The 12,289-nt window shown below is 66.9% G+C and carries 11 protein-coding genes; 5 read left to right on the top strand and 6 right to left on the bottom strand.

Annotated features, from left to right (window positions below; translation table 11 throughout):
* Positions 1-28 precede the first annotated feature (28 nt).
* The 5 genes from ACFTSF_RS14335 to ACFTSF_RS14355 are packed head-to-tail and all read right to left on the bottom strand — an operon-like array spanning position 29 to position 5,804.
* Positions 29-1,282 (bottom strand): PLP-dependent aminotransferase family protein, encoded by a 1,254-nt coding sequence (locus tag ACFTSF_RS14335; protein WP_380154205.1) that lies wholly within the window; start codon positions 1,280-1,282, stop codon positions 29-31.
* The gene (locus ACFTSF_RS14340; protein ID WP_380154206.1) at positions 1,282-2,334 is read right to left on the bottom strand and encodes an alpha-hydroxy acid oxidase; all 1,053 of its coding nucleotides are present in this window, start codon (positions 2,332-2,334) and stop codon (positions 1,282-1,284) included. The genes ACFTSF_RS14335 and ACFTSF_RS14340 overlap by 1 nt, the downstream gene beginning before the upstream one ends.
* On the bottom strand, positions 2,327-3,253 hold the full coding sequence (locus ACFTSF_RS14345) for an alpha/beta hydrolase (RefSeq protein WP_380154207.1): 927 nt from the start codon (positions 3,251-3,253) through the stop codon (positions 2,327-2,329). The genes ACFTSF_RS14340 and ACFTSF_RS14345 overlap by 8 nt, the downstream gene beginning before the upstream one ends.
* Before the next feature lie 4 nt (positions 3,254-3,257).
* A complete protein-coding gene (locus ACFTSF_RS14350) occupies positions 3,258-4,520 on the bottom strand; it encodes a cytochrome P450 (RefSeq protein ID WP_380154208.1) in 1,263 nt (420 codons plus the stop codon).
* A 3-nt stretch (positions 4,521-4,523) separates the two neighbouring features.
* Positions 4,524-5,804, bottom strand: a complete 1,281-nt coding sequence (locus ACFTSF_RS14355; protein WP_344144726.1) for an SGNH/GDSL hydrolase family protein — start codon at positions 5,802-5,804, stop codon at positions 4,524-4,526.
* Positions 5,805-6,096: 292 nt separating this feature from the next.
* On the opposite strand from ACFTSF_RS14355, the gene ACFTSF_RS14360 reads away from it, so the two are divergent.
* The 3 genes from ACFTSF_RS14360 to ACFTSF_RS14370 are packed head-to-tail and all read left to right on the top strand — an operon-like array spanning position 6,097 to position 9,493.
* Positions 6,097-7,626, top strand: coding sequence for a class I adenylate-forming enzyme family protein (locus ACFTSF_RS14360; protein ID WP_380154209.1), 1,530 nt, complete (start codon positions 6,097-6,099; stop codon positions 7,624-7,626).
* A complete protein-coding gene (locus tag ACFTSF_RS14365; protein WP_380154210.1) occupies positions 7,623-8,840 on the top strand; it encodes an MFS transporter in 1,218 nt (405 codons plus the stop codon). The genes ACFTSF_RS14360 and ACFTSF_RS14365 overlap by 4 nt, the downstream gene beginning before the upstream one ends.
* Entirely contained in the window at positions 8,837-9,493 is a 657-nt protein-coding gene (locus ACFTSF_RS14370) for an SGNH/GDSL hydrolase family protein (RefSeq protein WP_380154211.1), read from the top strand. The genes ACFTSF_RS14365 and ACFTSF_RS14370 overlap by 4 nt, the downstream gene beginning before the upstream one ends.
* Before the next feature lie 235 nt (positions 9,494-9,728).
* On the opposite strand, the gene coaA is transcribed toward ACFTSF_RS14370, so the two are convergent.
* The gene (gene coaA / locus ACFTSF_RS14375) at positions 9,729-10,682 is read right to left on the bottom strand and encodes a type I pantothenate kinase (RefSeq protein WP_380154212.1); all 954 of its coding nucleotides are present in this window, start codon (positions 10,680-10,682) and stop codon (positions 9,729-9,731) included.
* 116 nt (positions 10,683-10,798) lie between these two features.
* On the opposite strand from coaA, the gene ACFTSF_RS14380 reads away from it, so the two are divergent.
* Together ACFTSF_RS14380 and ACFTSF_RS14385 are read left to right on the top strand one after the other, a co-directional pair.
* Positions 10,799-11,812: a LacI family DNA-binding transcriptional regulator gene (locus tag ACFTSF_RS14380; protein WP_380154213.1), complete on the top strand. Its 1,014-nt coding sequence runs from the start codon at positions 10,799-10,801 to the stop codon at positions 11,810-11,812.
* Between the two features lie 124 nt (positions 11,813-11,936).
* Positions 11,937-12,287, top strand: coding sequence for a holo-ACP synthase (locus ACFTSF_RS14385; protein WP_344144739.1), 351 nt, complete (start codon positions 11,937-11,939; stop codon positions 12,285-12,287).
* The last annotated feature ends 2 nt before the right edge of the window (positions 12,288-12,289 follow it).

Below are 12,289 nucleotides of genomic sequence, written 5' to 3' on the forward strand. Positions count from 1 at the left end.
AGTTTGAAAAGCGCTGAGAGGACCAATTTCAGCTCAAGCGATCCCTGATCAGCGCGGTCAGCCGATCGAGCGCGGCCGAGAGTTGCGGGCCGGTCGTCCCGCTGCAGGAGATCCGGAGTGAGTTGACCGGAGCGTCCGACTCGTAGAAGTGCGCCATCGGTGTCCAGAGCACGCCGTACTCCTGGGCCGACGTGGTGAGCAGCTCATCGTCGACCGCGAAGGGGACGGTGATGACGACGAAGAACCCGCCCGACGGGACGGTCCAGGTCACCTCGCCGTTCGGGAAAACACCGGCTAGGTGATCAGCGACGGTCTGCAGGTTGCCGGCGTAGATCTCGCGCTCACGCTGGTTGGCCGTGGTCAGACTGAAGTCGCAGTCCAGGAGCTTGCCGCCGATGACCGCCTGGGCGATCGGAGAGGTGTTCACCGTGACCATGCTCTTCAGCTTCGAGAGCTCATCGGCGAACAGGCCGCCGGTGCTGACGGTTTGGTCGGCAACCACGTAGCCGACCCGAGCACCGGGCAGACCGGTCTTGGCGAACGACCCCAGATAGACCACGCGGCGTTCGGTGTCGAGCGCCTTCAGCGTCGGCAGCCGATCGACACCGGCGGCGGGGAAGAGCCCATACGGGTTGTCCTCGAGCAGCAGCAGGTCCTCGGCTGCAGCGATCTCCAGCAGGCGATGCCGAGTGGGCAGATCCATGCTGAGCCCGGACGGGTTGGCGAAATCCGGCATCACGTAGAAGCCACGCGGGCGCAGACCGTCGGCGCGCGCGCCTTTGACCACGGTTAGAAGGTCGTCGACATCGGGCACCGGCAGGACCGGTAGGTCGACCACGCGCGCCGCGCCGGTGATGCCGACGTACGCCGGTGAGATCGCCAGCAGCACGTCCGTTGCGTCGGCCCGGAGCGCGCGCAGTGTGAGCAGCATCGCCTCCTGGCATCCGGCGGTGACGACGATCGCCTCCGGGTCGACATGAATGTCCTCGTCCACCGCGAGATTGCGCGCGACCAACTCGTGCACGATGCCCTTGGTCCGCCCGTACTGCAGGATCGTCCGCCGCACCGCCGGCTCGTCGAGACCCCGCTCACGCAGATAGTCCGCGAACAGCGAGAGATAGCGCGGTACGTCGTCCAGGTCGAAGAACTCCTCAGTCGGCCGACCAGCCGCGAGCGAGATCGCGTCCGGATAGTGGTGCGAGATCTCGTTGAGGAAGGTCATCGAGTTCAGCGCGCGATCGGTGAGCGACGCGTGCAGTGTGGTCACGTCGAGGTCGGCCATCAGCTCCTCCCCGTCACCAGGTCGGCGACCGCGGCGAGGTCCGCGCAGCCCGCCAGCAGCATCGCATCCCGCAGTTCGCGGCCGAGCAGCGCGAGCGCTTCGTCGGCCGCTCCGGCAGCGAGTGCCCACAGCAACGGCCGCCCGACCAGTACGGCGTCCGCTCCGATCGCGAGCGCCTTTAGTACGTCGGTGCCCCCGCGGATCCCGCTGTCCAGCAACACGGGGAAGTCATTGCCAACCGCATCGATAACGGAGCCGAGGGCATCAATCGAGGCCGGTGCACCGTCGAACTGTCGGCCGCCGTGGTTCGACACCACCACGCCGTCGGCGCCCGCATCGACGGCGGCGAGCGCGTCCCGCGGATCGAGAATCCCCTTTACTAGCAAGGGAATCTCGGTCACGGATCGCACCCACGCGAGGTCGCGCCAGGAGAACGTCGGATCGAACGCGGAGGCCGTATGAGCAGCCACCGCAGACGAGCCGCTCACCCCACAATGTGCCTCTGTGTATTTGTCGACAAGATTGGCCGCCGTGACCTCGGGCGGCAACGCGAAGGAGTTGCGGACATCGCGCAACCGGCGACCCATCACCGGCACATCGACCGTGATCATCAAGGCGCGGCACCCGGACGCGGTGGCACGATCGATCAGCGCACGAACGGTCTTGCGGTCGCGCAGCCAGTACAGCTGGAACCAGGACGGCGCGACCGCCGCGATCTTCTCCAGCGGCACACTGCTCAGCGTGCTGATGACGTACGGAATCCCCGCGTTGGCAGCGGCTTTGGCGAGGAAGAGTTCACCCAACGGATGGAACAGACGCTGGTAGGCCATCGGCGCGACCGCGACCGGCAGGGCGGCCGGCGTACCGAGAATCGTGGTTGTCGTGTCGGGTGACTCGACGCCGCCGAGGACTCGCGGAGTGACGGTGATTGCGTCGAGCGCAGACCGATTGCGGCGCAGCGTGAGCTCCGCACCGCTGCCGCCGGCAACGAAGTCATGTACGGCGGCCGGCAGCTCGGCGAGCTGTTCGAAATCGACCAACGCCTCAGCCATGGGAGAAGGTCCGACTGAGCCAGGCCGCGGCTTCGGCGGTCGCTCGCCGCCCGCCGTCGAGAATGCCCGCCATGGCGAAGAACCCGTGCACCATCCCGTCGTACCGGCTGAGTGTGGTTGGTACTCCGGCAGCGTGCAGCTTCTCCGCGTAGAACTCACCCTCGTCACGCAACGGGTCGTACTCCGCCGTGATCACCAGGGCCGGCGGGAGGTCTTCGTGTGACAGGGCGAGTAGCGGTGAGGCGAGCGGATCGAGGCCGTCGAGAGCGTCGGTCAGGTAGTGATCCCAGTACCAGCCGACCGAGGTCTTGTTGAACAGGTGCGGGTCGTCGCCGCTGAGCATCGACGGCGTATTCGCGCCGTACCGGGTATTCGGGTAGACCAGCAGTTGCCCGGCGAGCGCCGGACCCTTGTCCCGGGCAAGCAATGTCGTTGCCGCCGCCAAGTTTCCACCAGCACTGTCCCCACCGACAACCAATCGGGCGGGATCGACCTGCAATTTGTCGGCCTGAGCGGCGATCCATTGCGTGGCGTCATGACAGTCGTGAACCGCGGTCGGGAACGGGTGCTCCGGCGCGAGCCGATATCCGACGGTGATGACCTGACACGGTACGGCGTTCGCCAGCCGCCGCGTGATGCCGTCGGCGGTGTCGATGCTGCCGAGCGTCCAGCCGCCGCCGAAGAAGTAGATCAGGGTCGGCAACGGCCCGGCCAGATCCGGCCGATAGAGCCGGAGCGGCAGCCCGGCATCGGTGAAAAGATCTTCGACGTGATGGACAGGCTCGGCCTGGCCGCCCGCCTCCTGGATCGAGGCCAGGTCGGCGGCGCGTGCCTCGGCCAGCGTCTGGGTGTAGAGCTGCGGTACGGCGCGGGCCTGGCGCTCGGCGCGCATCGCCTCCACCTGTGGATCCAGCGGCATGAGCTCACCCCAATCGGATCGGCATGGATCGATGTCCACGCAACAGCAGACTATGACTGCGTTCGGGTTCCCCAGCGAGTTGCAATGTCGGAAAGCGGTGGAACAGCTGCCCGAAGGCCGCCCGTCCTTCCATCCGAGCCAAGGCGGCCCCGACGCAGAAGAACGGTCCGGCGCCGAAGGACAGGTGTTGCAGGTCCTCGCGGCCGGGATCGAAGGTGTCGGCGTCCGGATGTTTCGCCGGGTCGCGGTTCGCCGCGCCGGGCAGGATCAGCACCAGACTGCCCTCAGCAATCGCGACGCCGGCCAGTTCGAGATCGGTCGACGCCTTCCGGCTGATCAGCTGGACGGAACTCTGGTGTCGCAGAATCTCCTCGACGTAGCTCGACGCGAGCTCCGGATCATTGCGCAGGGCATCGATCAGAGCCGGTACGGCGAGCAGTTGCTCGAGACCGTTGGTGAGCAGATTCATCGTGGTGACGAAGCTGGCGTTGACCAGGACCAGCAGGTTGTCGATCAACTCCTGCTCGTCGATCCCCGACGTACCGGAGTCCAGTGCATGAACCAATGAGCCGACTGTGTCTGATTCCTTCCCCGCCCCACCACCCCGGTCATCGTCGCGCGGCCGCAGTCGACGCTCGGAGATCATCCGGGCGTAGTAGTCGTTGAGCTCTTCGGCCGCCCGGTTCGCGGCGGCCAGTTTGGCGGGTTCTTTGCCGCCGAGATCGAGGTACTCGTCGATCCGCTGAGTGCGGTCCTTGAACCAGGCGACATCGGAGCGCGGGATGCCGAGGAAGATCGCGATCACCGTGATCGGCAGCCGATACGCGAAGTCGGTGAAGTCCACGACCTCCTCCTGCTTGGCGCCGAGCTCGTCCAGCAGTTCGGCGACCAGCGCCTCGACGACCGGTTCGAAACCGGCCAGTCGACGTGGAGTCAGGACGGCTTGGAAGACCTTGCGCATCCGCAGGTGGTCCGGCTCGTCGCGAAACATCATCGAGCCACCGAGATGACGCAGTACCGGATCTTGTGGATTGGGATCCGCCGACAGCAGCCGATGGAACCGGGTGTCCTTGAGGGCTTCCTGGGCGGCGTCGTACCCGTTGATGACAAAGGCGTACGGCGAGCTGCCGGGGGTGAGCCGGCTGACCGGGCCGATCCGATGCAGCTCCGCGAAAAGCGGCATCGGATCGCGGCGGCCTTGTTCGGAGCCGAGGGCGGCGACGACATCAGCGGCGGACCGTGAGTCGTTCGTGCTCCGAGAATGCATGGCTTACCGCACCAGCTTCAAGGGCACGGACGCGGCCATGGCCTGGTAGCCGGCGTCGTTCGGGTGGATGTGGTCACCGGAGTCATAGAGCGCGTTCAGCTTGCTCGGCGCGGCCGGGTCACGCAGCACCTTGTCGAAGTCGAGAACGCCGTCGAACTCGCGGCTCGACCGCAGGTAGCTGTTGACCGCCTGACGGGTGGTCTCCTTGGCCGGCGTCCAGCTGTCGGTACCGCCGATACCTTCGAACGGCGTGATCGTGCTGACGATGCTGCGCAGTCCACGTTCCTTGACCTGGGTGTTGATCTGCCGCAGCGCACCGATGATCTCGTCCGCGGAGTCGTCGGACATCCAGATGTCGTTGACGCCGAGTTCAGTGATGACGGTCCGTACGCCGGTCTGCGGGAACACGTCCTCGTTCAGCCGAGCCAGCGAGTTCACGCCGACCTCGTTGAAGCCGGGGAACGCGCCGTTGTCGGACGGCTCGGTGCCGTCGTGGTTGAGCCGGCTGCCGGCCAGTCCGGCGTTCAGCACACCCGGGAACGGCTTGCCGCTCGCGGCCAGTCGCTCGGCGAGCTGGTCGGGCCAGCGGTTGTTCGCGTTGAAGGTGCTGGCGGTGCCGTCGGTGATCGAGTCGCCGAGAACGACGATCGATCCTCGGGGCTCATCGGCCTGGACATCGACGCCGGACAGGAAGAAGAAGCAGCAGCGCCGAGTCAACGTGTACGCCGCTCCGCCGGGCTGGTCGACGAGGTTCGACGGGCCGACGAAGTTCTCCTGCAAGGACGAGCCGTGGAAGGTCGTCGGGCCGGTGTTCACCGGGAAGTAGAGGCTCACCACGAGGTCGTCGAGATTGCCGAGCTCGAAGTTCAGCGGGTCGCTGAGCAGCTCACTGCCCTTCACCATCGACGCCGTACCGGAGCCGTTGAATGTCAGTGTGCGCAGGGTGTTCGGGTCGATGTCGGACTGCTCCGGCGTCGCCTTGTTGGGCTTGGCAACGGTGGCTGCGCCGACGGTGACGGTCTTCTCGCCGTAGATGTTCGACAGCCGGATCCGGATCTTGTCACCGCCGACCGACGGACGCACCACGAGCCGGACGCTCTGGTCGGTCAGGCCGAGGTTGGTCGACCCGGCCGCGTTGCCGTGCGTGACGGCCGTCGCCCAGGTGCCGACCCAGGTGTTGGCGCGATGGCCACCACCGCCGTAACTCGCGCCGGCCAGGGTCGACCCGGCCAGAGTCAGTGCGGCAGTCAGTGCGACCGCGCGCCAGTGCTTCGGAACATGCATGGACGGACCTCCCGGCGGAATGGAATCGGACGGAACGTATTACGCATTCTTCGAGCCGGTCAATGCATCGGCAAATGCTTGTTTCGAATGCTTCCGGTGGTGGTTAGCGAGGGGTTCGTACCCCCGGTTCGCAGGGGTATACCTTCGTCCGGGAGGCGCGGTGACCGGGCGGCTCCGGAGAGCGACGAAACCGTGTGCAGCAGGCCGTTTCCGGCACTGTTCAGGTGCTGGACGGTCCAGTAGAGTCGCGGCACGGCTGGGGGTCGCCGTTGGGGTGAGGGGAAACTATTTAATGCCACCTGAATTCGTGCTGCCCGAAAAGTCCGGCAATTACGTGCACCGGGTCCTGGCGTTGTTCGCGCAATTCGCCGAGCGGCCGGCGCTGGTGCGCGCCACCCGGCAGGCGACGTACGGCGAGCTGTCCGCGGACGTGCTGCGGATCGCCGCCGCGCTGCGGGACGCCGGGATCCGGCCGGGCGGCAAGGTGCTCGTGATGGCGGCGAACTGCTTCGACGCCCCGGCACTGCAACTCGCCCTGCATCTGCACGGCTGTCGGGTGCTGTGGTGCGCGCCGATCACGTCGCGCCGCGAGATCGATCGGTTCGCCGTGCTCGCTGATGCGGATGCCCTCGTGTACGACGAGGAGGCGGAACTCGGGAGTGAGCTCGCGACCGCGCTCGCGCCGATGCCGTCGTACGGGCTGAACTCACTCGTCGCTCGGGGTGCTGCGACGCCGTACGAGGTGGAGCAGGTGCCGGCGCCGGATTCGGTGCTGCAGACGAGTGGGACGACCGGCGATCCGAAGCTGGTTCATCACACGGAGGCGTTCTACGAGCAGATCCTTGAACTCGCGGCGGCCTTTGTGGCGAACGGGTTTCCGCTGCTGCGGCACTACTCCAGCTCGCCGCTGTGGCTGGCCAGTGGGCAGATCACCAGCTTCTTCAACCTGTTCACCGGTGGGGTGCTGTTCCTGACCGACACGTGGTCGCCGGAGGAGTTCTATCGGACCGTGTCGACCGAGCGGATCACATCGACGTACGTCACACCGCCGATGTTGTACGAGCTCCTCGATCATCCGGGTGGTGCGGACTTCGACTGCAGCAGTTTGTTCATGCTGAACGTCGGTGCGGGTCCGGCGACTCCGGCGCGGTTGCGGCAGGGGATCGCGCGATTCGGGCCGGTATTGCGGATCGTGTACGGGCTCAGCGAGGCCGTGGTGGTTACCGCGCAACCCGGGCTGACCGAGGACCCGGCGCATCCGGAGCGGCTTGCTTCCGCGGGGACGGCGTACGGCGATGTCGAGGTGGAGATCCGCGATGACGACGGGAAGGTGCTCGAGCCGGGGCAGGACGGTGAGGTGTGGGTGCGGAGCCGGCTCACGTTCGCTGGGTATCTCGGGAAGCCCGAACTGATGGCGGAGACGCTGGTCGACGGCTGGCTGCGGACTCGGGATCTCGGTCATCTGGATGCGGACGGCTATCTGTTCCTGGTCGATCGGGTGCACGACATGATCGTCACGACGCGCCGCAACTGGGCGATCTTCTGTCGGCCGATCGAGGACGTTCTTGGTAGTCACCCGGCTGTGCGGACGGCGGCGGTGATCGGCGTACCGGATGCGGTCGTGGGGGAGGCCGTGCATGCCTTTGTGGTCGCGCGATCGCCGGTGACTGCTGATGAACTGCGTGGCTGGGTGGCTCAGCAGTTGAACGAGATGTGGGCGCCGGCGGCGATCGACTTCGTCGCCGAGCTGCCGCTCACGCGCATTGCCAAAGTCGACAAGGTTGCCTTGCGCAAGCTTTACGCGGAACTGCACCCAGCATGACCGCGCGTCGTGGGTTGGTGATCCTGTTCGTCGCGGACGTCCTGTCCGCGGTGGGCAGCCGGATCACGATGGTGGCGATTCCGTGGCTGGTGCTGGTGACCACCGGCAGCGCGGCGCGGATGGGCCTGGTGGCGGCGGTCGAGTTGGTGCCGTACATCGTGGTGAGCATCATGGCCGGTCCGGTGATCGACCGGCTGGGCCCCCGCCGTACGGCGATCCTGGCGAACCTGACGAGTGCTGTCGCGGTCGCCGCGATCGCGGGTACGGCGACGATCGGGTTCGCCGTACTGCTGGCTCTGGTTGCGGTCGCCGGTGGATTGCGGGGTGCTGCGGATCGGTCGAAGGACCTGCTGGTTCGGCCGATGGCTGAGGCGGCCGGAGTGCAGTTGATCCGGATCACGTCGTTGCACGAGGCGTTCTCCCGGGGTGCGACCTTGCTCGGTGCGCCTCTCGGCGGGCTGCTGATCTACTGGACGGATGCGTCGTCGGTGTTGTGGATCGACGCGGTCACGTTTCTCGTGTGTGGGCTACTGATTGCGGGATTCGTGCGCCCGCCGGAGGTGGTGTCGGCGTCCCGGCCGGACAAGTACTTCCGCTCGCTCGCAGTTGGATTCGCCTACGTACGTCGTGATGCGTTGCTGGCGACGATGCTGATCACCACGTTCGCCGTGAACATCTTCGCCAGCGCGAGTACGGCGGTCTTCATCCCGGTGTGGGTTGCGGATGAACTCGGATCTCCGGCCGGTCTCGGTCTGACGCTCGGTGCGTTCGCGGCTGGCGCTCTGCTCGGGAGTATCGCATTCGCTGTGTGGGCGACGAAGCTGCCGCGGTATCTGACGTTCGCGCTCGGTGCGTTTATCGGCGGTAGTCCGCGGTTGCTGGTACTCGGGTTGAGCGACAGCCTGGAGTTGGTGGTCGCGGTGACGTTCCTGTCCGGGATCGGGATCGCGGCGATCAATCCGGTCTTCGGTGCAGTCCTGTACGAACACGTCCCGAAGGACCTGCAGGCACGGGTGATCGGGCTGGTCGCGGCCACGTCGTTCGCCGGTCTACCCCTTGGTGCGTTGCTGGCCGGTGAACTGGTGACCGGGTTCGGCTTGTTCCCGGCTTTGATCGGATCCGGGATCGTGTGTCTGATCTTCAGCGCCTACCCGTTGATCCGGCGCGGGCCGGGCAAGGTGCTCGATACCCCAGCCCCGGTGGAGGCCCTGTGACCGAGGAGACCGATCCCTATTGCCTGCGCCCCGGCGAGAGCGAGGAGCTGCTCGCCGGGCACCCGTGGCGACGCTTCGTCGTACTGGGCGACAGCGTGGCCGAGGGACTGTGCGAGCCGGTCGAGGGCTACAGCGACCTGCAGTGGGCGGCCCGGATCGCACATGAACTCGGGCCGATCGCGTACCTCAACCTCGGGGTGAGCGGGTTGCGAACGCGCGAGATCCTCGCCACCCAACTCGTACCGGCAGTTGCCTTCGGCCCCGACCTTGCGTTGGTGGTTGGTGGCGGCAACGATGCGTTCCCAGCGACGTACGACGCGGATCGGGTCGACCGTGAGTTGACCGAGCTGATCACCACCCTGCAGGACGCCGGCGCGGAGGTGATGACGCTCGGCATGTTCGACGTCTCCTACAGCCCCGCTGTCGTCGAGTGGCTGCGTCCAGGCCTAAGGCAACGAATGCGCACCCTGTCCGAACGCACAGCCGCCCTCGCCGCCAAACTCGGCACCATCCACATCAACCTCACCGACCACCCCCTGTCCACCGACCCCACCCTCTACAGCTCCGACGGCCGCCACGGCAACGCCCGCAGCGACGCCATCGCCACCGCCGAAACCCTCCGAACCCTCACCCGCCACCTCAGATCCGTCTGATGGGTATACCCACGAGATGGTGGGTTGGCCAGCCGGAATCCCGTTGGCCAACCCACCGTGGGATGGGTGTACCCACGAGATGGTGGGTTGGCTAGCCGGAATCGCATTGGCCAACCCGCCGTGGGATGGGTGTACCCACGAGACGGTGGGTTGGCTAGCCGGATTCCGATTGGCCAACCCACCGTGGGATGGGTGTACCCACGAGATGTGTCTTCGCGGGGGTCGGCCGGGTGGGTCAGAGTTTGCGGAGGCGGACCCAGCGGACGGCGTGGTCTTGGCCTTTGCGGAGGACGAGGGTGGCGCGGGAGCGGGTCGGGAGGATGTTCTCGCGCAGGTTCGGGCCGTTGATGCCGTCCCAGAGGGACTCGGCCTTGCGAACCGCTTCCTCGCGGCTGAGTTCGCCGTACCGGACGAAGTAGGACTCGGGGTTGCGGAAGGCCGTCTCCCACAGTTTGAGGAACCGGTGGACGTACCAGGAGCGGATGTCGGCGGCGGCAGCGTCGACGTACACGGAGAAGTCGAAGAAGTCGCTGACCGCGAGTCCGCTCTTGCCGTCGGCGTGCCGAGGGGCAGGCTGGAGGACGTTCAGGCCTTCGAGGAGCAGGATGTCGGGCTGCTCGACGGTGGTCCGGACGCCGTGCATGCGGTCGTAGTGCAGGTGCGAGTAGACCGGTGCCTCGACCGCGTCGATCCCGGACTTCACCTCGACCACGAAGCGCAGTAGCGACTTGCGGTCGTACGACTCCGGGAAGCCCTTGCGCAGCATCAGGCCGCGCTTCTCGAGCTCGGCGTTCGGCCAGAGGAACCCGTCGGTGGTGACGAGCGCGACCCGCGGGTGCTCGGGCCAGCGCGCCAGCAGTTCGCGCAGCAAGCGGGCGGTGGTCGACTTGCCGACGGCAACCGATCCGCCGATCCCGATCACGAACGGCGTCCGGGTCGCGGCCGGTTTGCCGAGGAAGCTCTCGGTGTCCTCGTGGAGCGCGCGCGCGTGGCGGACGTACAGGGACAGGATCCGGGACAGCGGAAGGTAGACCTCGCGGACCTCGTCCAGGTCGATCTCGTCACCGAGACCCCGCAGCCGCTCGATCTCCTCGGCCGTCAGCGGCGAGATGGTGGTCTCCGCCAGCTCCGCCCAGGCGGCCCGATCCAGCTCGGTGTAGGGAGTCACCTCCCGGGACGGCTGCAGCATGGCCCCCATTCTTCCCATCCGCGGGGAGTGCACCACACCACACCGGCGTGGGCTTCGTCTCAACCCGGCCTCGGTTGGGCCGAAAGTTTCGGTTCTGGGAGCGATAGGCTGAGGGCGTGACGGCGGAACGGGTGACGATCGCGGAGATCGCGGGGATGGCCGGAGTCTCGGTCCCGACGGTCTCCAAGGTGCTGAACGGACGGTCCGATGTGGCCGAGGCGACCCGGGCCCGGGTTGAACAGCTGATCCAGGACCACGGCTACCGGCGACGCTCAGCCAGTACGACGAGCAGTCAGATGATCGACCTGGTATTCAGCCAGTTCGGGGGCGAGTGGGCGATCGAACTGATCGGCGGGGTCAAGGAGGTAGCCCGCGCCGAAGGTGTCGAGCTCGTACTGTCGGAGTGCGGAGGTGACTGGCGGCCGCGGCAGGAGTGGATCGAGTCGGTGCTGAACCGTCGACCGCTCGGGGCGATCCTGGTCTTCTCGGATTTGGGTGCGGACCAACGGGCGCAGTTGGAGGCGCGGCGGATCCCGATCGTGGTCGTCGATCCGGTGGGTGACGTCGGGGCCGACGTACCGGCGATCGGTTCGGCGAACTGGAACGGCGGCCGGATGGCGACCCAGCACCTGACCGCGCTCGGTCACCGCCGGATCGCGGTGATCGGTGGGCCGGGCGAGGTCCTGTGCTCGCGGCAACGGGTCGACGGATACACGGACGCTCTTCGGTCGGCCGGGCTGGTGGTCGATCCGGAGCTGATCCGGGTCGGCGACTTCGCGGTGACCGGCGGTTATCGCGAGGCCCTCGCGCTTCTTCGCCTACCGGACCGGCCGACCGCAATCTTCGCCGGCAGCGACATGCAGGCTTTGGGCGTCTACCAGGCCGCCCGCGAACTCGGCCTCGAAATCCCCCGCGACCTCTCGGTTGTCGGCTACGACGACCTCCCCGTCGCCCAGTGGGTAGGCCCGACCCTCACCACCGTCCACCAACCCCTCCGCCAAATGGCCGAACTAGCCACCCGCCTGGTCCTCGACCTAGCCCGAGGTACCACCCCAGCCGCCCTCCGCCTGGACCTCGCCGTCGACATGCGGATCCGCGCCTCAACCGGACCGCCCCCACTCACCAAGTAGCCGAAAGGCGGTCGGCGGCGGGCGATCTGAGCGTGGAGCCGCCGCCTGGAACGAGGTTGGTGAGTGTTGGCGGTCCGGGTGGGTAGGTGAGGTTGGTGGGGGAGGGGGAGTTAGTCTGGCGAGCATGATCGTCGGCGTGGGGATTGATGTGGTCGACGTGGCGCGGTTCATGAAGACGTTGGAGCGGACGCCGGGGTTGCGGGATCGGGTGTTCACGGAGTTGGAGGCGGTCAAGCCGCCGGCTTCGTTGGCGGCTCGGTTTGCGGCCAAGGAGGCTTTGGCCAAGGCGTTGGGGGCACCGGCGGGGATGCATTGGCACGATGCCGAGGTGCAGACCGATGAGACCGGGCGGCCGTGGTTGGAGATCACGGGGACGGTGGCTGCGCAGGCTGCGCGGCTTGGGGTGCAGAGCATGCATCTGTCGCTGAGTCACGATGCCGGGATCGCTTCCGCTGTGGTTGTTCTGGAGGGCTGAGC

The sequence above is a fragment of the Kribbella sp. NPDC056951 genome, from assembly GCF_042674205.1.
Lineage (GTDB): Bacteria > Actinomycetota > Actinomycetes > Propionibacteriales > Kribbellaceae > Kribbella > Kribbella yunnanensis.